Annotated in this window: 22 protein-coding genes; 3 read left to right on the plus strand and 19 right to left on the minus strand. The window is 60.7% G+C overall.

Going from position 1 to position 20,123, the window contains the following annotated elements; translation table 11 throughout:
• Nucleotides 1-42 precede the first annotated feature (42 nt).
• The 10 genes from ACQZ5H_RS19825 to ACQZ5H_RS19870 all read right to left on the minus strand — a co-directional run bounded on the left by ACQZ5H_RS19825 (nucleotide 43) and on the right by ACQZ5H_RS19870 (nucleotide 9,979).
• Nucleotides 43-1,395 (minus strand): bifunctional folylpolyglutamate synthase/dihydrofolate synthase, encoded by a 1,353-nt coding sequence (locus ACQZ5H_RS19825; protein ID WP_449098821.1) that lies wholly within the window; start codon nucleotides 1,393-1,395, stop codon nucleotides 43-45.
• A gap of 32 nt (nucleotides 1,396-1,427) precedes the next feature.
• Nucleotides 1,428-2,330, minus strand: coding sequence for an acetyl-CoA carboxylase, carboxyltransferase subunit beta (accD, locus tag ACQZ5H_RS19830; RefSeq protein WP_449098822.1), 903 nt, complete (start codon nucleotides 2,328-2,330; stop codon nucleotides 1,428-1,430).
• Nucleotides 2,331-2,369: 39 nt separating this feature from the next.
• Nucleotides 2,370-3,209, minus strand: coding sequence for a tryptophan synthase subunit alpha (gene trpA, locus ACQZ5H_RS19835; RefSeq protein WP_130282937.1), 840 nt, complete (start codon nucleotides 3,207-3,209; stop codon nucleotides 2,370-2,372).
• Between the two features lie 3 nt (nucleotides 3,210-3,212).
• Complete coding sequence (trpB, locus tag ACQZ5H_RS19840; RefSeq protein ID WP_112718014.1) at nucleotides 3,213-4,433, minus strand: tryptophan synthase subunit beta; 1,221 nt, start codon at nucleotides 4,431-4,433, stop codon at nucleotides 3,213-3,215.
• A 2-nt stretch (nucleotides 4,434-4,435) separates the two neighbouring features.
• Nucleotides 4,436-5,104 carry a phosphoribosylanthranilate isomerase gene (locus tag ACQZ5H_RS19845; RefSeq protein ID WP_449098823.1) on the minus strand — a complete coding sequence of 223 codons (669 nt, stop codon included), beginning with the start codon at nucleotides 5,102-5,104 and terminating at the stop codon, nucleotides 4,436-4,438.
• Nucleotides 5,105-5,179: 75 nt separating this feature from the next.
• Entirely contained in the window at nucleotides 5,180-5,944 is a 765-nt protein-coding gene (locus ACQZ5H_RS19850; RefSeq protein WP_449098824.1) for a M48 family metallopeptidase, read from the minus strand.
• A gap of 88 nt (nucleotides 5,945-6,032) precedes the next feature.
• Complete coding sequence (locus tag ACQZ5H_RS19855) at nucleotides 6,033-6,467, minus strand: DUF2852 domain-containing protein (protein ID WP_449098825.1); 435 nt, start codon at nucleotides 6,465-6,467, stop codon at nucleotides 6,033-6,035.
• Between the two features lie 144 nt (nucleotides 6,468-6,611).
• Nucleotides 6,612-7,883: a polyhydroxyalkanoate depolymerase gene (locus tag ACQZ5H_RS19860; protein ID WP_449098826.1), complete on the minus strand. Its 1,272-nt coding sequence runs from the start codon at nucleotides 7,881-7,883 to the stop codon at nucleotides 6,612-6,614.
• 203 nt (nucleotides 7,884-8,086) lie between these two features.
• Nucleotides 8,087-8,929, minus strand: coding sequence for a fumarylacetoacetate hydrolase family protein (locus ACQZ5H_RS19865; protein ID WP_449098827.1), 843 nt, complete (start codon nucleotides 8,927-8,929; stop codon nucleotides 8,087-8,089).
• Nucleotides 8,930-9,025: 96 nt separating this feature from the next.
• Nucleotides 9,026-9,979 (minus strand): glutathione S-transferase family protein, encoded by a 954-nt coding sequence (locus ACQZ5H_RS19870; protein WP_449098828.1) that lies wholly within the window; start codon nucleotides 9,977-9,979, stop codon nucleotides 9,026-9,028.
• Between the two features lie 168 nt (nucleotides 9,980-10,147).
• Here ACQZ5H_RS19870 and ACQZ5H_RS19875 point away from each other — a divergent pair, with 168 nt between their 5' ends.
• Complete coding sequence (locus ACQZ5H_RS19875; protein ID WP_449098829.1) at nucleotides 10,148-10,741, plus strand: nitroreductase family protein; 594 nt, start codon at nucleotides 10,148-10,150, stop codon at nucleotides 10,739-10,741.
• Nucleotides 10,742-10,810: 69 nt separating this feature from the next.
• Here ACQZ5H_RS19875 and gyrB read toward each other — a convergent pair whose 3' ends face one another.
• The 5 genes from gyrB to ACQZ5H_RS19900 all read right to left on the minus strand — a co-directional run bounded on the left by gyrB (nucleotide 10,811) and on the right by ACQZ5H_RS19900 (nucleotide 16,127).
• A complete protein-coding gene (gene gyrB / locus ACQZ5H_RS19880) occupies nucleotides 10,811-13,243 on the minus strand; it encodes a DNA topoisomerase (ATP-hydrolyzing) subunit B (protein WP_449098830.1) in 2,433 nt (810 codons plus the stop codon).
• A gap of 134 nt (nucleotides 13,244-13,377) precedes the next feature.
• Nucleotides 13,378-13,758, minus strand: coding sequence for a helix-turn-helix domain-containing protein (locus ACQZ5H_RS19885; protein WP_449098831.1), 381 nt, complete (start codon nucleotides 13,756-13,758; stop codon nucleotides 13,378-13,380).
• Nucleotides 13,755-14,315, minus strand: a complete 561-nt coding sequence (locus ACQZ5H_RS19890) for a Smr/MutS family protein (protein ID WP_413710589.1) — start codon at nucleotides 14,313-14,315, stop codon at nucleotides 13,755-13,757. The genes ACQZ5H_RS19885 and ACQZ5H_RS19890 overlap by 4 nt, the downstream gene beginning before the upstream one ends.
• On the minus strand, nucleotides 14,315-15,430 hold the full coding sequence (gene mltA / locus ACQZ5H_RS19895) for a murein transglycosylase A (protein WP_449098832.1): 1,116 nt from the start codon (nucleotides 15,428-15,430) through the stop codon (nucleotides 14,315-14,317). The genes ACQZ5H_RS19890 and mltA overlap by 1 nt, the downstream gene beginning before the upstream one ends.
• The gene (locus ACQZ5H_RS19900) at nucleotides 15,423-16,127 is read right to left on the minus strand and encodes a Tim44/TimA family putative adaptor protein (RefSeq protein ID WP_449098833.1); all 705 of its coding nucleotides are present in this window, start codon (nucleotides 16,125-16,127) and stop codon (nucleotides 15,423-15,425) included. The genes mltA and ACQZ5H_RS19900 overlap by 8 nt, the downstream gene beginning before the upstream one ends.
• A 103-nt stretch (nucleotides 16,128-16,230) precedes the next feature.
• Here ACQZ5H_RS19900 and ACQZ5H_RS19905 point away from each other — a divergent pair, with 103 nt between their 5' ends.
• Nucleotides 16,231-16,743, plus strand: coding sequence for an FxsA family protein (locus ACQZ5H_RS19905; RefSeq protein ID WP_112718037.1), 513 nt, complete (start codon nucleotides 16,231-16,233; stop codon nucleotides 16,741-16,743).
• An 84-nt stretch (nucleotides 16,744-16,827) separates the two neighbouring features.
• Complete coding sequence (secB, locus tag ACQZ5H_RS19910) at nucleotides 16,828-17,304, plus strand: protein-export chaperone SecB (protein ID WP_112718039.1); 477 nt, start codon at nucleotides 16,828-16,830, stop codon at nucleotides 17,302-17,304.
• Nucleotides 17,305-17,353: 49 nt separating this feature from the next.
• On the opposite strand, the gene dnaQ is transcribed toward secB, so the two are convergent.
• Genes dnaQ through ACQZ5H_RS19930 form a run of 4 tightly spaced genes read right to left on the minus strand, consistent with a single transcriptional unit; the run spans nucleotide 17,354 to nucleotide 20,120 of the window.
• A complete protein-coding gene (gene dnaQ, locus ACQZ5H_RS19915; protein ID WP_112718041.1) occupies nucleotides 17,354-18,067 on the minus strand; it encodes a DNA polymerase III subunit epsilon in 714 nt (237 codons plus the stop codon).
• Nucleotides 18,060-18,671: a dephospho-CoA kinase gene (gene coaE, locus ACQZ5H_RS19920; protein WP_449098834.1), complete on the minus strand. Its 612-nt coding sequence runs from the start codon at nucleotides 18,669-18,671 to the stop codon at nucleotides 18,060-18,062. Before coaE ends, dnaQ begins: the two co-directional genes overlap by 8 nt.
• Nucleotides 18,671-19,528 (minus strand): shikimate dehydrogenase, encoded by an 858-nt coding sequence (locus ACQZ5H_RS19925; RefSeq protein ID WP_449098835.1) that lies wholly within the window; start codon nucleotides 19,526-19,528, stop codon nucleotides 18,671-18,673. The genes coaE and ACQZ5H_RS19925 overlap by 1 nt, the downstream gene beginning before the upstream one ends.
• A complete protein-coding gene (locus ACQZ5H_RS19930) occupies nucleotides 19,521-20,120 on the minus strand; it encodes a Maf-like protein (RefSeq protein WP_449098836.1) in 600 nt (199 codons plus the stop codon). The genes ACQZ5H_RS19925 and ACQZ5H_RS19930 overlap by 8 nt, the downstream gene beginning before the upstream one ends.
• Nucleotides 20,121-20,123 lie beyond the last annotated feature (3 nt).

The following is a 20,123-nucleotide window of genomic DNA, read 5'->3' on the forward strand; positions in this document are numbered from 1 at the left end:
TTGATATCTCAATAAAAAAGCCCGGTTTCGACCGGGCTTTTTTCATTTCGGCGGTGTGCCATTGTCCGAGAGCACGTCGCCTACGAGGTAGAGCGACCCGCCGACCAGGATGCGCGGCGGCGGCTTAGCCGGATCGAGGATTTCCTTGATCGCATCGAGCGCTTCGCTGACCGTTGACATCGGCTCGGCAACCAGACCGGCATCATAGGCCGCGTTGGCGAGAATGACAGGGTCGATCATCGCATCGCTGCCGCGGATCGGAACGCAGAAGACCTTTTCCGCCAGACCCGCAAATGCCTTGAAATAGCCGACGGGATCCTTGGTGTTGATCATGCCGGTGATCAGATAAAGCGGCCGCGGCTGCTTCTCTTCGAAATTCGCCATGGCCTCAGCAATCACTTCGCCGGCACCGGGATTATGCCCGCCATCGACCCAGATTTCGGCGCCAGCGGGCGCATTCGCCATCAGCCGGCCATCGGTGAGCCGCTGCAGACGGCCGGCCCACTCGACGCTTCCCAGTGCCTTTTCCATCATCGCTTCCGTGACGACGAAGCCCGCAGCCTTGACGGCGCGGATGGCGGCGGCGGCATTGGCATATTGATGGCGGCCGGGAAGCCTCGGCAGCGGCAGATCGGCAAGGCCGAACTCATCCTGATAGACCAGGCGGCCATATTCTTCATGAGCCATGAAGTCCTGGCCGTAGACGGCGGTCGGGCAATGCAGCCGCTCGGCAGTCGACATCAGCACTTCGAGGGCGGCATCATAGGGCTGCTGGCCGATCACGACCGGATGCTTCGGCTTCATGATGCCTGCCTTTTCGGCGGCGATCAGCTCGACGCGGTCGCCGAGATAGGGCTGGTGATCGAGCGAGATCGGCATGATAACCGAGACAGCCGGATCGGAGATGACATTGGTCGCATCGAAGCGGCCGCCGAGGCCGACTTCGATCACCGCGGCATCGGCCGGATGCTCTGAAAAGAGCAGGAAGGTGACAGCGGTCAGGATTTCGAAGACGGTGATCTTCTGGCCGGCATTGGCTTCGGCGACGCGGCGCACGGCATCGGCAAAGACGGCGTCTTCGACGAGCTCGCCGCGGCCACCCTTGACGCCCATGCGGTAGCGCTCGTGCCAGTTGACCAGATGCGGAGAGGTGTGGACGTGGACGCTATAGCCGCCCGCTTCAAGCAGCGCGCGGCAGAAGGCCGTCACCGATCCCTTGCCGTTGGTCCCGGCAACATGGATAACCCGCGGGAGCTTGTCCTGCGGGTTTCCGAGAATTTCGAGCAGGCGGGTGATCCGCTCCAGCGAAAGATCGAAGCCCTTGGGATGCAATTCCAAGAGCTTGTCGATTTCCTGTGCTGCCTCGCTCACGACGGTCTGACCCCTGGGTATCATTCGGCCCTCCGCTGAGGCAGGTTCTGGATCGATCAGGCGCTCGCTGCTAGGGCGACCGCGCTGCCATTCGTTGCAACGGTGTTTGCCGGCTTCTTCGTCAGGATCTTCAGGACGCGCGCCAGCGTATCCGGGATATCGTGGCGCTTCACGACCATGTCGACCATGCCGTGTTCCAGCAGGTATTCCGAGGTCTGGAAGCCTTCCGGCAGCTTTTCGCGGATCGTCTGTTCGATGACGCGCTTGCCTGCAAAGCAGATTTCAGCGCCCGGCTCTGCCAGATGCATATCGCCGAGCATGGCGTAGGACGCCGTGACGCCGCCCGTTGTCGGGTTGGTGAGGACGACGATATAAGGCTGGCCAGCTTCCTTCAGCATGTCGACGGCAACGGTCGTTCGCGGCAACTGCATCAGCGAGAGAATGCCTTCCTGCATGCGGGCGCCGCCCGAAGCCGGGAACATGACGAGCGGGCACTTTTCGGCGATAGCGCGCTCGAATGCCTTGACGATCGCCTCACCGGCAGCAATGCCGAGCGAGCCGCCCATAAAGTTGAACTCGTGAACGACGGCGACGAGCTTCAGACCGCGAACCTTGCCGACGCCGGCGACGATCGTGTCTTCCTGCTCGGTCTTCAGGCGGCTGTCGCGCAGACGGTCGGTGTATTTCTTGGAATCGCGGAACTTCAGCGGGTCCTGAGCCACCTTCGGCTGGACCAGCGCTTCATATTCAGCATTGTCGAACAGGTCGGCCAGGCGTGCCTTTGCCGGCATCTTCATGTGATAGCCGGAAGCAGGGATGACCCACTTGTTGTCTTCCAGATCCTTGTGGAAGACCATCTCGCCCGTTTCCGGGCACTTGATCCAGAGATTTTCCGGAACTTCACGGCGGCCCAGCATGGAATTGATCCGCGGGCGGACGTAATTGGTGATCCAGTTCAAATCAAAAACTCCTGATTGACTACAGCCAATGTGGGGACACTATTCGGCAGCAACAAGGCGCGCCGAACGCGTTCCGGATGAAAGACCGCGGACGAGCGTGGCAACGGCCTGAACCGTATCAGCTGTCGCTTTTCCGTCCTTGGTCAAGCTTGTGGCCACCTGATTGACGATGGCGGTGCCGACGACGACGCCATCAGCCGAGCCGCCGATGACCTTCGCATGGTCGGCCGTCTTGACGCCGAAGCCGACGCAGACAGGCAGATCGGTGTGCTGTTTGATGCGCTTCACGGCACCCGAGACCAGCGACGGATCGGGCAGAGCCGAGCCGGTGATGCCGTTCATCGAGACATAATAGACGAAGCCCGAAGTGTTCTTCAGAACGGCCGGCAGGCGCTTCTCATCCGTCGTCGGCGTTGCCAGGCGGATGAAGTTGATGCCCTTGCGGATCGCCGGAATGCAGAGCTCGTCGTCCATTTCCGGCGGCAGGTCGACGACGATCAGGCCGTCGATGCCGGCAGCGAGAGCATCATCGAGAAACTTTTCGACGCCGTAAATGTAGATAGGGTTATAGTAACCCATCATGACGATCGGCGTTGCATCGTCGGACTTGCGGAAGTCGGCGGCGAGCTGCAGCGTCTTCTTGAGCGTCTGGCCACCCTTCAGCGCGCGCTGGCCTGCAAGCTGGATCGCCGGGCCATCGGCCATCGGATCCGAGAAGGGCATGCCGAGCTCGATGATATCCGAACCGGCTTCCGGCAGCGCCTTCATGATGCCGAGCGAGGTTTCGTAATCCGGATCGCCGCCCATGAAATAGGTGACGAGCGCCGGGCGGCCCTCGGCCTTCAGGTCGGCAAAGCGTTTGTCCATACGAGCAGTCATGACTTAAGCACCCATTCCGAGAATCTTGCCGACAGTGAAGATGTCCTTGTCGCCGCGGCCGGAGAGGTTCATCAGGATGATCTCGTCCTTGCCCATCTTCGGCGCGCGCTTGATGACTTCAGCCAGCGCATGCGACGGCTCGAGCGCCGGAATGATGCCTTCGAGGCGCGTCAGCGTCTGGAAAGCTTCGAGCGCTTCGTGGTCCATGATCGGCACGTATTCGACGCGGCCGATATCGTTCAGGTAGGAATGCTCCGGGCCGATGCCGGGATAGTCGAGGCCCGCCGAAATCGAATGGCCTTCCTTGATCTGGCCATCGCCGTCCTGCAGCAGATAGGTGCGGTTCCCGTGCAGAACGCCGGGCGAACCGGCGGTGATCGAAGCGCAATGCTCATCGCCCTGCAGGCCCTTACCGCCGGCTTCGACGCCGACGATCTTGACGCTTTGGTCATCGAGGAACGGATGGAAGATGCCGATCGCATTCGAACCACCGCCGACGGCCGCGACGACGAGATCCGGCAGACGCCCTTCGGCCTCCAGCATCTGCTGCTTGGCTTCGGTGCCGATGACGGCCTGGAAATCGCGAACCATTTCCGGATAGGGATGCGGACCGGCAGCGGTACCGATCAGGTAATAGGTGTCTTCGACATTGGTGACCCAGTCGCGCAGCGCCTCGTTCATGGCATCTTTCAGCGTGCCGTGGCCAGCCGTTACCGGCTTCACTTCGGCGCCGAGGAGCTTCATGCGAAACACGTTCGGCGCCTGACGCTCGACGTCGGTCGCACCCATGTAAACGACGCAGGGAAGGCCAAAGCGGGCGGCAACGGTTGCCGAGGCAACGCCGTGCTGTCCGGCACCGGTTTCGGCGATGATGCGGGTCTTGCCCATGCGCTTGGCCAGCAGGATCTGGCCGATGCAGTTGTTGATCTTGTGCGAGCCGGTGTGGTTCAGCTCTTCGCGCTTGAAATAGATCTTCGCGCCGCCGAGTTCAGCCGTCAGGCGTTCGGCGAAGTAGAGCGGGCTCGGGCGGCCGATATAGTGCGTGCCGAGATGCTTCAGTTCCGCCTGAAATTCCGGATCGTTCTTCGCCTTGTCCCACTCGGCCTGCAGGTCGAGGATCAGGGGCATCAGCGTCTCGGCGACGAAGCGGCCGCCATAGATGCCGAAACGGCCGTCTTCATCGGGGCCGGAACGGAAAGAGTTCGGTTTAGGCGTATCGTTCACTCTCAACTCCCTGAAACGGTTTCGGGCTCACACGCCTTCTCGACCGCATCGAAAAATCTGTCGATCATCGCGACGTCCTTGGTACCCGGGGCACTCTCGACACCGGAGGAAACGTCGATACCCGGCGCCTTGGTTATCGCCATGGCTTCGGCAATGTTATCCTTGTTCAGCCCTCCGGAAAGCATGTAATCCACGCTGTCGTCAAGCCAGCCGAGCAGGCTCCAGTCGAAGGAAACGCCGTTACCGCCGGGCAATTCAGAGCCCTTCGGCGGCTTGGCATCGAACAGGAACCGGTCGGCAATGCCGATATAGGCCTCGACGCGCTGCAGATCTTCGGAGGTACGGACCGAGAAGGCCTTCATGACCGGAAGACCGTAAACGGCCTTTATGGTCAAAACGCGTTCCGGGCTTTCATCGCCGTGCAGCTGAATCATATCCGGGCGCAAAAGCGCAACGATTTCATCGAGATCGTCGTTGGTGGGGTTCACCGTGACGGCAACGATCTTGGCCTTGCCACGGGCTGCCTCGGCAAGCCTTCCGGCGACGTCCGGCTCGATATAGCGCGGGCTCTTTTCGAAGAAGATGAAGCCGATATGGGTCGCGCCGCGCGCCAACGCGCGGTCAATCGCCTCAGCAGTCTTGAGGCCGCAGATTTTGATGTCCGGTTTCATGGCAGCGGAGTGACACGAAAAGGCTGCTGAGTCGAGCCAATTTGCGACGAAGGCTTAATTTCCCGCGGTTTCCGCTCACTCGAAATCGATGGCGTGAAGCAGGCTGCCATGGCGCTTCAACCAGCCCTTGGCCTCGTCCATATCCGGGCAGAGCTTTTCGCACAGCGCCCAGAAGCGCGGCCCGTGGTTCATCTCCTTGAGATGGGCTACTTCATGGGCGGCGAGATAATCGATGACAGATGGCGGCGCCATGACGATGCGCCAGGAAAAGCTCAGGTTGCCTTCAGAAGAGCAGGATCCCCAGCGGCTGCGGGTATCCTTCATCGAGATCGACTTGATCGGCGCCTTGATCGAGCGGGCGTGGAAATGCGCCAGTCTCTCCAGATCGGCGCGGGCTTCCTTTTTCAGGAAGGTGGCGATCCGCCGGCCGAGATGCTCCGGCATGCCGCTGACCTTGAGGACATGGTAGCCATCGATGATCGCGGTTTCCGTCAGGCCACGCAGGCTGCCGGTATGCTGGATCCGGTGGCGAATGCCGCGGAAAAGGATCTCGCCGCCGTCGCGAAGGCCGGTCTCCGGCGAAAACTTTGCAAGTTTGGTTAGAAGCCAGCCCTGATGCCGGTCCAGGAAAGCGTTGACTTCGCGCTGCGCCAGGCCGCGGGGAACGGTCATCTTCAGCGCCCGGCCGCCGGGCTCGATGCGCAGGGTGATGCGCGTGGCGCGATCATGCTGCTTGATCGTCAGCGGCATCAGCCGGCCCGCCACGTCAAGCGTCCGCGTTTCAGGCGGCGCAGGCTTTCGGGCGGCAGGCCGCCGCGGCTTTGAAAGAAGCGGAAACATAGGGCTTTTCTATACGATTCGCGGCAAATCCGGGCAAAGAAAAACCGGCATCGGGGATGCCGGTTCGATCCTCATTTCCGGGCACCGGTTACGGCGTCTGGAACTCGGCGACCGGGCCGTTGTCGTCGCGCTTGGCGTTCCTGCGATCGCGCATGAAGCGGTCGAACTCTTCCTGGTCCTTGGCGCGGCGAAGTTCGCGCATGTAGTTGTCGAACTCCTCGCGCATTTCGTCGAGCTTGCGGCGCTCTTCCTCGATGCGGTCGAGTTCGGCCTTCCGCCAATCGTCAAAAGCGACGTTGCCGGTGGTGAAATGCGGGCGGTAACGGTCACGCGAGCGGCGGCAGCCTGCAAAGAAGCTATCGGCCGTGCTGTTAGCATCGCGCTTGAAGCCGCGAAGGCGTTCGCCGAAGATGATATAGGCAAGCATGGCCAGGCCCAGGGGCCAGAAGACCACGAAGCCGAGCACCATCAAGGCAATGGTAGCCGGAGTCCAATCCGGGCGGAGCAATGCTGACTGGTTCATCGTGCGGTATCCTCGCTTTCTGCACCCGGCAGAATACCGAATGCTGAAAATCGATGTGGTTACCGCTACCCGCGCCTTCAAGGCGATTTCCGGCAAAATCGGACAAAGCCTTGAGCGGGCTTGATTAATTCAGCATCCGCTAACTCAGGCGGATTTACCGCCCTTGATGACGCGCTTGACCGAAGGCTTCGACGAGCGGGAGTGCTCGTTGACGAAGCTGACGATGCGGGGCGCGATCTCGCGGCGGAAACGTGAGCCGTTGAAGACACCGTAATGGCCGACATCGGGCTGCAGGTAGTGCATGCGCATGTTGTCGGGGATGTTGGTGCAGATCGTCTGGGCGGCCTTGGTTTGGCCGACGCCGGAGATGTCGTCATTCTCGCCTTCGACAGTGAGTAGCGCGACATTGCGGATTGCCGAGGGATCGACGAGCTTGCCGCGATGGACGAGTTCGCCCTTCGGCAGCGCGTGCTTGATGAACACCCGATCGACGGTCTGCAGGTAGAATTCCGCCGTCAGGTCCATGACCGCCAGATATTCGTCGTAGAAGTCGCGATGCTTCTCCGGCTCACCGTCGTTCTTCACGAGGTGCATGAAGAATTCCTTGTGCGCAATCACATGGCGGTCGAGATTCATCGACATGAAGCCCGACAGCTGCAGGAAGCCCGGATAAACGGGACGCATGAAGCCCGGCTGCGGCCAGGGAACATTCATGATGACGTTATCGGCAAACCATTCCAACGGCTTGTCTTTTGCGAGCTTGTTGACGGCCGTCGGGTTGATGCGGGTATCGATCGGGCCGCCCATCAGAGTCATCGACGCGGGCGACAGCAGATCGTTCGCCTCTTCCATTACCGCAGCGGCCGCAAGGACCGGCACGGAGGGCTGACAGACGGCGATGACATGCGTGTCCGGACCGAGGAAATGCAGCATCTCGATGACGTAGTCGACGTAATCGTCGAAATCGAAAGTGCCCTCGGTCATCGGCACCATGCGGGCGTCGATCCAATCGGTGATGTAGATATCGGCGCTCGGCAGCAACGCTTCGACCGTGCCGCGCAGCAGCGTTGCATAGTGGCCGGACATCGGTGCGACGATCAGGATGCGCGGATCGCGATGGGCGGCAGGAAGATTGCGGGAGAAATGCAGGAGATTGCAGAAGGCGCGCGACCAGACGATCTCTTCGCGAACCTTCACCTTCTTGCCGCCGATCACGGTCTCGGGCAGGCCGAACTCCGGCTTGCCGTAGCGGCGGGTGGTGCGCTCGAACATTTCGAGGCTGGCGGCAATCGTTCGGCCGAAGGGGGTCTGGGACCAAGGATTGAGCGGATTGGCATAGGCAAGCCGCATCACATCGGCGGCGGCCCGGAAGGGCGCCATTGCGGCATGGTTCAGTTCATAGAGCTGGTAAAACATCGGATGCGCCACCTTTCTTTACCGGAAAAGACGGCGCCATTGGAGGCAGGCACACACTTCTTTCCATCGTCTCTGCTGGCACTTCAACGCAGATTAACAGGCTTTTGTTGCATAGCAACATAGGTATCCGCACTGCAAAAGAAAATGCCGGGGCATCACATCCCCGGCATCATGATGCTCTTCAATCGTTAAGAGACCGCTGTTCAACGATCGGCGACGAATGTCTGCTTCTGGGTGCCGAGGCCCTCGATGCCGAGTTCGACGACGTCGCCGGCTTTCAGATAGCGCGGCGGCTTCTGGCCCATTCCGACACCAGGGGGCGTGCCGGTCGAGATCACGTCGCCCGGATGCAGCGACATGAACTGGCTGAGATAGGAAACCAGGAAGGCGACGCCATAGACCATGGTCTTCGAGGAGCCGTCCTGCATCTTCTGGCCATTGACGGTCAACCACATGCCGAGGTTCTGCGGATCGGGAATTTCATCCTTGGTGACGAGCCAGGGGCCGATCGGGCCGAAGGTGTCGCAGGACTTGCCCTTCGTCCACTGGCCGGAGCGCTCGGTCTGGAAAGCACGCTCGGAGACGTCGTCGCAGACGCAGTAACCGGCAACATAATCAAGGGCTTCGGCTTCCGACACATATTTTGCGGTCTTGCCGATGACGACGGCGAGCTCGACTTCCCAGTCGGTCTTTTCAGAACCGCGCGGGATGATGACGTTGTCGTTCGGGCCGACGATCGCCGAGGTGGCTTTCATGAAGATGATCGGCTCCGGAGGAACCGTTGCGCCGGTTTCGGCAGCGTGGTCCGAATAGTTCAGGCCGATGCAGATGAACTTGCCGGTGCCGGCAACGCAGGGGCCGATGCGGCCCGGCGCGAGCTCCGGCAGGCTCTTGGGGTCGAGTGCCGCGATCTTCTTCAGGCCATCCGGCGAAATCGTAGCGCCGCCAATATCCGCGACATGCGCCGAGAGGTCGCGGATCTTGCCATCGGCATCGAGAATTGCAGGCTTTTCGCTGCCGGCTTCGCCAACACGCATCAGTTTCATGGGGTGTCCTCCTCATCGAAAAGCAGTGGGAAGGCACCTATGACCCAGTTGGCCCGCACTGTCATTACGGGTTTTCAGTGAAGCGGTACGGCGCGCTCAAAAAATCTCCGCGAGATCTGGGCCAACAGGGACGATCCGCGTCGGATTGAGCTTCTCGATCGAGTAATAGCCGCGCTTGATATGGTCGATGTTCACGGTGGCCGCGACGCCCGGCCAATCCAGCATGCGGCGGCAGAACGCCTTCAAAGCGGAATAATCCGAGACACGGCGCAGATTGCATTTGAAGAGGCCGTGATAGGCGGCATCGAAGCGGGCCAGCGTGACGAACAGACGGATATCGGCTTCGGTCGGGTGATCGGCGAAAAGGAATGATCGTCCTTCGAGCTGCGGGGCGACCCAATCGAGGCAATTGAAGACGTCGGCGAAGGCTTCCTCATAGGCGATCTGCGTCGTCGCGAAGCCGGCGCGATAGACGCCGTTGTTGAGATTTGGGTAAATCCGCTCATTGAACGCATCGATTTCCGCGCGTTTGGCAGCCGGGTAAAGATCGAGGTCATTCTTGGCGAGATTGCCGAAACCGCTATTGAGCATGCGCAGGATATCGGCGGATTCGTTGTTGACGATTGTCTGCTTCTGCTTGTCCCAAAGGACGGGAACGGTCGCGCGGCCGGTGAAATCAGGTGCAACTTTCGTATAGATTTCATGCATATAGGTCGCGCCGTTGACGGTGTCGGCGGTCGCGCCCGGATAGTCACCGAATTGCCAGCCCTGTCGCGATAGCGCCGGTTCGACGACGGAGACGGTGATCACATCCTCAAGCCTTTTGAGAGCCCGGCCCATCAGCGTGCGCGATGCCCAGGGGCAGATATAGGCGACGTAAAGATGATAGCGCCCGGCCTCGGCCTTGAAGCCCGCCTCGCCGGTCGGCCCGGCCGAGCCATCCGGCGTGATCCAATTGCGGAAACTCGAGGTCTGGCGGACAAAGCCGCCCTTCGCATCGGTCGCCTGCACCGGCTGCCAATCTTCGGTCCATTTTCCATTCACCAGCACGGCCATGCCTCCTGATCGTCACGTTGCCGCTTACCTACCGCTTATTCGCGCGCGTGGGAGGCCCAGAATTTTGAAACAGACTGTGCACGCTTCGCTCGGTCTCGCGCTTGCCAAAGGGTGGAGGCCGGAAATATGACGGTAGGCGACAATGGACAGGAGCCCCCACCCATGACCAAAAGCAACAGCCGCGAATCCCAATTTCCGATCGATGCCATGTTTCTCGACCGCTGGTCGCCGCGCGCCTTCACCGGCGAAGTCATTAGCGAAGAGCAGCTTCTGACCATCCTCGACGCCGCCCATTGGGCGCCCTCCTCCGCCAACCAGCAGCCCTGGCGCTTCATCTACGCGCTGAAGGGCTCCGAGCATTTCGAGACGCTGCTTGGTTTGCTGGTCGAGGCCAATCAGGAATGGGCGAAGAATGCTTCAGCGTTGCTCTTCGTCGTTTCCCGCGGCTTCAGCGGCGAGTTCTCCGAAGGCAAGAAGAGCTACACGCATTCCTTCGATGCCGGTACGGCCTGGGGCTATTTCGCCATGCAGGCGCGGCTTTCTGGCTTCTATGCCCACGGCATGGGCGGCATCAAGCATGACGAGATCATGAAGACTTTCGAGATCCCGGAAGGCTACCGCGTCGAAGCGGGCATTGCATTCGGTCGTCTCGCAGACAAGAGCGTGCTTTCCGAACGCAACCAGGCGCGGGAATTTCCGAGCCAGCGCAAGCCGCTCTCGGAAGTCGCCTTCAACGGCAAGTTCATCGCCGACTAAATCATTGGCGTAGAAACAAAAAAGGCTGCGCAGCTGTCGTTGCGCGGCCTTTTCCTTGTTCAAATTCGATCAAATATCGAGGTTTGCGACGCTCAGCGCGTTGTCCTGGATGAACTCGCGGCGCGGCTCGACCTCATCGCCCATCAGACGGGCGAACAGGCCATCGGCATCGGTCGCATCGGCGACCTTGACCTGCAGCAGCGAGCGGACGTTCGGATCGAGCGTCGTTTCCCAGAGCTGTTCGGCATTCATTTCGCCAAGACCCTTATAGCGCTGCATCGTCAGGCCCTTGCGGCCGCTGGCGAAGATTGCGTCCAGAAGAGCGCGCGGGCCGGCAATCTCGGTGTCGCCATCACGGCGCGAGAGCTTCGGCGGAACGTCGTAGATTTCCTTGAGGCGCGACGAGATCTGATCGATATGACGCGCGTCCTGCGAGCCGATCAAAGCCATATCGAGGATAACGACTTCCTTGACGCCGCGGACCATGCGCTCGAGGCGGAGACCGCCTTCGCTCGTCAGGCCGCCTTCCCAGCCGCGTTCGGTTTCTTCGGCGATGATATCGAGACGCTCGGCAACGTCGGACGCCAGCTGCTCGGCGCGGGCGCGATCGCTGACGGCCTCGGCATTCAGCGCACCGGCAATCGCCGCCTGTTCGACGACGGCGCGGTTATAGCGGGAGTGCAGACCGTCGATCAGCGTGCGAAGGCGTAGCGCGTCCGAGATGACTTCGCGCATATCCTGGCCGACGCGAACTTCACCGCTGGCAAGCCTCAGGGCCGCATCTTCGAGGCCCTGGCCAATCAGGTATTCTTCGAGAGCGCCTTCGTTCTTGACGTACTGCACCGACTTGCCGCGTGCCACCTTATAGAGCGGCGGCTGGGCGATGTAGAGATGACCGCGCTCGATCAGCTCCGGCATCTGGCGGAAGAAGAAGGTCAGCAGCAGCGTACGAATATGGGCGCCGTCGACGTCAGCGTCCGTCATGATGATGATCTTGTGGTAGCGCAGCTTTTCGGCGTTGAACTCGTCCTTGCCGATGCCGGTGCCGAGCGCGGTGATCAGCGTGCCGATTTCCGCAGAAGACAGCATCTTGTCGAAGCGGGCACGCTCGACGTTCAGGATCTTGCCTCGCAGCGGCAGGATCGCCTGGTTTTCACGCGAACGGCCCTGCTTTGCCGAACCGCCTGCCGAGTCACCCTCGACGAGGAAGACTTCGGACTTGGACGGATCGCGCTCGGAGCAATCGGCCAGCTTGCCGGGCAGCGAAGCGATATCAAGAGCGCCCTTGCGGCGGGTCAGTTCACGCGCCTTGCGGGCAGCTTCGCGAGCGGCAGCGGCTTCGACGACCTTGCCGACGAGAACCTTGGATTCAGCCGGATGCTCTTCGAGCCAGATGCTGAGCGCCTCGTTCGAGAGGTTTTCGACAACGGGACGGACTTCCGACGAAACCAGCTTGTCCTTCGTCTGCGACGAGAACTTCGGATCCGGCACCTTTACCGAGAGAACGGCGGTCAGGCCTTCGCGGCAGTCGTCGCCGGTCAGCGCAACCTTTTCCTTCTTCAGAATGCCGGAGCTATCGGCATAGCCGGTGACCTGGCGGGTGAGCGCCGCGCGGAAGCCGGCAAGATGGGTGCCGCCATCGCGCTGCGGGATGTTGTTGGTGAAGCAGAGGACATTCTCGTGGTAGCTGTCGTTCCACCACATCGCCACTTCGACCGTGATGCCATCCTTCTCGTTGCGGAAGAAGATCGGCTTTTCGATCAGCGGCTTCTTGGCGCGGTCGAGATAGTGCACGAAAGCTTCCAGACCGCCGTCATAGAGCAGCTCTTCCTGCTTGACGTCGGAATGGCGCTTGTCGGTGAGAATGATGCGCACACCCGAATTGAGGAAGGCCAGCTCGCGCAGGCGATGTTCTAGCGTCGGATAATCGTATTCGGTCTTGGTGAAGGTCTCGGGGCTTGCAAGGAAGGTCACCTCGGTGCCCGTCTCGTCGCCCGCCTCACCGGTCACGGCAAGCGGCGCGTCGGCCACGCCATGGGTGAAGCTCATCTCGTGGACCTTGCCCTTCTGGCGGATCTTGAGCTTCAGCTGGACCGAGAGCGCATTGACAACGGAAACGCCGACGCCGTGCAGACCGCCGGAGACCTTGTAGGAATTCTGGTCGAACTTACCGCCGGCATGGAGCTGGGTCATGATGACTTCGGCAGCCGAAACGCCTTCGTCATGCATGCCGGTCGGGATGCCGCGGCCGTTGTCGGTGACCGTGACCGATCCGTCGGGATTGAGCGTGACGGTCACGAGGTCGGCATGACCGGCCAGCGCTTCGTCGATCGCGTTGTCGACGACTTCGTAGACCATGTGATGCAGGCCGGAGCCGTCGTCGGTATCGCCGATATACATGCCGGGGCGCTTGCGGACGGCATCGAGGCCCTTCAGGACCTTGATCGAGTCTGCGCCATACTCGGCGGTAACGCCGTTTTCCGTCGCGGGTGTATCGGTCATACTGTCTTTGAATTTCCCTGTTGTAACAGCTGCAATGACCCTTGCGAATCACTGGTGTTTTTCATTCCGGAATATAGGGTTTTTGCACGCCATTCCCAATGCCGGAGCCCTGAAATCAGGCATAAAGCAGGGGATTATGACGCTTTTCCGTCCGCTTTTTTGCCTTTTTCAAGCAGGGCTGTGAGCTCTGCCAAAACAGTCGCGTCAAGGCTGCGGATTTGACCTGCCAGGCGGTTGGCAAAAGCCGTGTATTCGGGCGGCAAACCCGCGGTATCGATGACCACGCGCGGGTCCGACGAGCGGGCAAGCAGGAAGAGTTCCTCGGCCTCATCCCAGATGATGTTGAAATATCCGGCGATCCGCTGCAGCAGATCGAAGGTCGGCAGCCCGCGCTTTCCATGTTCAAGCGCCGAGAGATAGGCCGGCGAAACATTGAGCGCCGTCGCCATCTGCTTCTGCGAGACACCCTTGCGCACCCGCAATTTGCGCACCGCTTCTCCGAACGGCGTGGTCATGAGCGCTCTCCGCGCCGGGCGAGACGAATATAGAGCGCGCCCTCGCCGCCGTGATGCTGCGCAGCGGTCTCATAGGAGGAGATCAGATAGCGGAATTCCGGCTTCGAGAACCAGAACGGCACCGCCCTCTTCAGGGCGCCCTCGCTGCCGAGCGAGCTGCCCTTGCCGGTGATGACGAGCACATGGCGCATGCCGCGCTCGTGGGCGCGGATCAGGAAGTCGAGAAGGATGACATGCGCCTCGCTCTGGACGAGGCCGTGGAGATCGATGCGCGCCTCGAGCGCAAGGCGTCCCTTGGCGATCTTGCGCTTGACCGGGCGCTCCAGCGGATGATGGACGCCGGAGGTTTTCTTTGCGGCCGGTGTCGGCGGCGCCTGTTCGGCAACCGGCGCGGCTTTGCGCTGCTGCTCGGCCTTTTCAATCTCAGCTTCGGCAGCGGCTAGGAAAGCGTCGAGCTCCGTCAGTTCCTCCGCCTTGCCCGACATCGGCCGGGTGCTCTTGGCGACCCTGCCCCAGAGAATACGTTCGTCGGTGCTGAGCTTGCGATCCTTGGCCATCAGAGAAATCTCTCCGCGGCGTCGTTGGGGATCAGGATGACGAAGTCCGCATCGTTGCGCACCGTTCCAGCCTGTTCGCCGGCTTCATCGCCCGAGCCGGTGAAGATGTCGCCGCGGGCCGGGCCGACGATTGCCGAGCCGGTGTCGAGCGCCAGCATCAGCCGAGCGAAGGGCTTTCCGTCATCGAGATGGGTGAGGCTTTCCGAGCGGATGAAGAAGGGAAAGCCGAACGTATGGATCAGCCGGTCGACGGCCAATGAGCGGCCGGCAAGCAGCGGCACCTTTGCAGCGGCGATCGGTCCGGCTTCGATCCCCTCCACCTCGGCTTCCCGGAAGAAAATGTAGGAGCGATTATGCCAGAGGACTTCATCCACCTGCTCCGGATGGGCATTGAGCCAGGCGCGGATCGACTGCATGGAAATCCGGCTGCGATCGATTTCGCCGCGCTCAATCAAAAGCTTGCCGACAGCGGAGAATGGATGGCCGGCCTTGGCGGCATAGGTGATGCGGCCGATAGTGCCATCGGGATAGCGCAGGCGCGCGGCACCCTGGACGTGGACGAAGAAGACATCGACCTTGGATTTGGCCCAGGCGATCTCAAGGCCGCGTCCATCGAGAAAACCTTCATCGATCATCTGCCGGTCGGGATAGGCGCTGATCCTGCCATCCGCCAGGCGGCCAAACGCATAATAGGGATCGATATCGGCGGGACGATTGCTGTCGTCGAGATCAATCAGATCCTCCGGGCGGCGATAGAAGGGAAAGCGGTAGACTTCATCCGGCACCGCTGAAACCGCGATCTCAGGCTCATAGAAGGCGGTGACGAAACCGGGTTTGCCATCGCTCTTGCGGATCAGAAATGGCTGGCAGTTTTCTTCGAAGAAACGGTGCGCCGAAGCGGCGTCCGAGATATCGGTGGTTCGTGCCTTATCGAGAAGCGCGGAGAGATCCGCCGCCGTCAGCCCGAGCGATCCCGTGCGGTATGGCTTCACCGCGATATGTTTGCGGCAGGCGTCCATGACTTCAAAAAGGCTGGAAGGATCATCATCCTTCCAGCCCTTCAATTCATCGAAGCTGATGGGGTGCAGCGTAAAATCTGCCTGACCGTCACTCATGTTCCGATTCGGTTGCCACAAGTTTCCAGTTCGGATCGCGCGAACGCGTGTCGCGGGCGAAGGTCCAGAGGTCGTTGACCTCGGCAACGTTCTCGGCATCGCCTTCGATCAGCTTGTCGTCCTTGTCGTAGGTCGCCGAAATCAGCTGGCTGATGATGCGGATCGTGATCTGCGCCTCGCTGCCCTTCACTTCGGCATGGGTGATTTCCGCCTTGTCGATGCCGACGAAGGTGGATCTCACCTTTTCGCCCTTGGCCTCGCGATCGGCGATCGCTGCATCGAAGCCATCATAGACTTCGCGCGAAAGCAGGTTCTTCAGCGATTTCCGGTCCCCATCGGCATAGGCCATGACGATCATCTCGTAGGCCATCTTTGCGCCGTTCAGGAATTCCTTCGGCGTGAAAGAAGGATCCGCCTTGTTAAGCTCGCGAAGCGATTCGTTGAGCGCAGTTCCAGCCGGAGCGAAGGCATCGATCGCAGCAAAGCGATCTTCCTCCTCGCCATTGCTGTCGCGGCGCGGCAGCGTCACCACCTTGCCGGCATCTGCCGGTTCGGGGCCGGCCGCATCGCGCGGCGTATAGAGATCACGTGGCGGCTTCTCGTTTCCGGTGCGGCGGCCAAGGACGCTGCGCAGCTGGAAAAAGATCAGAACTGCCGCTACCAGGAAAAATAACGTGATGAAGTCGTTTGAACTCATATTGTCCCGCGATTGCCGTTAACATCCCAAATTTGTACTCCCATATAGTCCGCATAGACAGATGATTCAAATAGGAGCCCGTCAGGTTGCGGGTGGAGAGACGATGCGATTGACAATGCTTCCCGGTTTCATGCTGCTTTTGCCGCTGGCAGAGATCGCAGGCTTCGTGATCGTCGGCCGCGCGATCGGCGTTCTGGCGACGCTGGGACTGGTGGTTCTCGGCGTCGTCATCGGCATGGCGATCCTGCGCCGGCAGGGCTTGGGCATCCTGCAGAAGATGTCGGCAGAGGGACAGTCCGGCGTGGTTCCCGGCCGCGAACTGCTGAAACCGGCAATGTTTGTGATCGCCGGCCTGCTGTTCATGATTCCCGGTTTCATCTCGGATATCCTGGCGATCCTGATCTGCATTCCCGCCGTTCGCGATCTTGCATGGAAATATGTGAGCCGCAGGTTCGTGGTCGTCGGCGGCCGCAACGGCTTTACCGCATCCGCGGGTCCTGACTTCCGCAATCGCAATCCATCCGCTGGCGGCAAGGTCGTCGACCTCGACGAAGACGATTTCAAGCGCGAGCCGAACCAGAACTCGCCGTGGTCCGGCAAGCGGCTCGGCGACTGAAAGCGACCTTCGCCCAGGGTTGTAAGCGTTTCCTCGAAATGGTAGATGGCGGCACGATCAAAATGCCCTTTCGAGGAAAACCCAATGGCTGATGAAAACAACGGCGCCGGCGCAGTAAGCCCGAGCCTCACCATTCTCGCTCAGTACACGAAGGATCTTTCCTTCGAAAACCCGGGCGCGCCGCGTTCGCTGCAGGCCCGCGAGACCGCGCCGGCGATCAATATCAGCGTCAACGTCAATGCCAACCCGCTCTCCGACACCGACTTCGACGTCGTTCTCTCGCTGAACGCCGAAGCCAAGGATGGCGACAAGACGGTATTCCACACCGAGCTCGTCTATGGCGGCGTTTTCCGCATCGCCGGCTTCCCGCAGGAACACATGCTGCCGGTTCTCTTCATCGAGTGCCCGCGCATGCTCTTCCCGTTCGCCCGCCAGATCATCGCTGACGTGACGCGCAATGGCGGCTTCCCGCCGCTGATGATCGACCCGATCGATTTCGCGCAGATGTTTGCTCAGCGCGTTGCCGAAGAGCAGACCCGCGCCAAGGTTCAGACGAACTGATCACATTTTGCTGATTGAATGAAAATGCCCGGTCAAAAGCCGGGCATTTTTAGTTTGGCCGATCGTATTTCGACCAGATGCCCTTGGTGCCAAGCTTGGCAATCAGCGCATCATGCGCTTCGGCTTCCGCAGTGTTGAGGCGCGGCGCCAGCGGGCGCGGCCTTTCGAGAACGGCCAGGATTACGTCATCTGCTTCGTCTGCATCATTTGCCGAACCGGCCGATGCGGCGACGCCGAGACCGAGCGCCGTCTGGCGCCCACCGATCATCTCGATATAGACCTCGGCCAGCAGTTCGGAGTCGAGAAGCGCGCCGTGCTTGGTGCGGTGCGAGTTGTCGATGCCGTAGCGGCGGCAGAGCGCGTCGAGCGAGTTCGGCCCCATCGGATGCTTTCGCCGTGCAAGCGACAATGTATCGACGACACGCTCCGGCAGGATCGGCGGCATGCTGAGGCGGGCGAGCTCGGCATTGATGAAGCCCATGTCGAAGGTCGCGTTATGGGCGATCCACTTGGCGTCACCGAAAAACTCGATGATCTCCTCCACAACGTCGGCGAAGGGTTTCTTGTCCTTCAGGAACTCGTCGGTGATGCCGTGCACGGCGAGTGCATCGGGATGAACCTTCTGGTCGCCGGGATTGATATAGATATGGAGCGTCCGGCCGGTCGGGAAATGATTGTTGAGCTCGATGCCACCGATTTCGATGATGCGGTCCAGACGGTTGTCGAGGCCGGTGGTTTCCGTATCGAAAATGATCTCACGCATTCCGCAAGTCTCCCTTGCCGATCCTGTCTTTGATTTCGGCAATGATCTCGTTCACTCTCGCCTTTGCCGCTTCGATGCCGTGACCGGTATCGATGATGTAATCGGCGCGCGCGCGCTTTTCGGCGTCGGGCATCTGTCGCGAGAGAATCATATTGAATTTTTCGTCCGTCATGCCGGGGCGCGCAAGCACCCTCGCCTTCTGAATCTGTGGATCGCAGCTGACGACGACGGTTAAATCGACGCGCGTGTTGCCACCGGTCTCGAAGAGTAGGGGGATATCGAGGAGCACCATGCTGACGCCGGCCGCCCGATGTTTTTCCAGGAACATCGTTTCCCGCTGGCGCACGAGCGGATGGACGATGGCCTCGAGCGCCTTGAAGCCATCCGGCCGCACTGACAGAAGCCGAGCAAGTTCTGCCCGATCGACCGCGCCGTTCTTGGTGCTTCCCGGAAACTCCGCTTCGACAGCAGGCACGGCTTCGCCTGCATAGAGATCATGCACGACGGCATCCGCATCGTTGACCGGAATGCCGGCTTCAGCAAAGAGCTTTGCCGTCGTCGACTTTCCCATGCCGATGGAACCCGTCAGCCCGATCTTCAGCATCAATGCTTTTCCATGTCAGCGATAATCAGGGCGCGGAGCGCTTCATCGACAACCGGCGTCTTGCCGAACCACTTGGCAAAACCGGGCACAGCCTGATGCAAAAGCATGCCCAGACCATCCACCGTCGCAAAGCCCTGCTCTTCTGCCTGGATCAGCATCGGGGTGCGCAGCGGCACATAGACGATGTCGGTGACGACGGCGCTTGATGCCAGCGGCGAGAAATCCATCTGCGGTGCCGCCTCGCCGTCCATGCCAAGCGACGTCGTATTGATGAAGAGGCCGGCGCCCTTCATGACTTCGCCGAGTGCATCGGTCGGGTGCGCATGGACCGCCGGGCCGAAGCGGTCGGCCAGTTCCTGCGCCCGACTGACGGTGCGGTTGACGACATGGATGTTTTTCAGACCGCGGTCGCGGATCGCCTGGATGACCGCGCGGCTGGCGCCGCCGGCGCCGAAGATCACCGCCGTGTCCGTCTGATCCCAACCGGGATGACGCTCGTCGAGATTGGCTGTGAAGCCGCGGCCATCAGTATTGGAGGCGTGCAGCTTGCCCTCCTCCATCCAGAGCGTGTTCGAAGCGCCAAGTTCTTCCGACAGCGCATCCGGCCGGTCCGCCAGCTGAAAGGCAAGTTCCTTGTGCGGGATCGTGACATTGCCGCCGATGAAACCGGAGCTGCCATCCTTGATGCCGGCGATGAAGGCGCCGAACTGTTCCGGCGCGACCTCATGGGCGCGGTAGCTACCAGCCAACCCGAGGCTTTTCAGCCAGTGGCCATGGATCAGCGGCGAGCGCGAATGCTTGACCGGAAAGCCGGTGACGAACGCGTTTTGACCGAATGTTTCACGTGAATCATCCATTAATGGCACCCAATTCCCTCAATTTGGCGAGCAGCGGCAACAGCGGAAGGCCGATGATCGTGAAGTAATCGCCGTCGATCTTCTCGAAAAGCTGGATGCCCTCGCCTTCCAGCTGATAGGCGCCGACGCTTGACATCGCCTTGTTTCCGACCCGCTGAAGATGTTGATCAATAAATTCCGCGCTCAACGACCGCATCGTCAGCGACGCATGGGCGACATGATCCCACAGCAACTCGCCATCGCGGCATAGAGCTATCGCGCTATTCAGCCGATGCGTTTTGCCGTTGAGTTCCGTCAGGTGATTGGCGGCATCCACCATATCCTTCGGCTTGTGAAACACTTTCTCGCCCAGCGACATGGTCTGGTCAGACCCGATGACCAGGGCGCCGGGAAAGCGGCCACTGACCTCCTTCGCCTTGGCGCGGGCGAGAACGAGCGCCACTTCATCCGGCGAAGCACCGTCTTTCTCCAGCGGCGCTTCGATCGCCCGTTCGTCGATCTCGGCGGCATGAGCCTCGAATGTCAGGCCGGCATTCTGCATCAGCATGCGGCGAAAGGGGCTGGATGAAGCGAGGATCAGCATCGGTGTCATCGG

The organism is Rhizobium sp. 21-4511-3d (assembly GCF_053522545.1).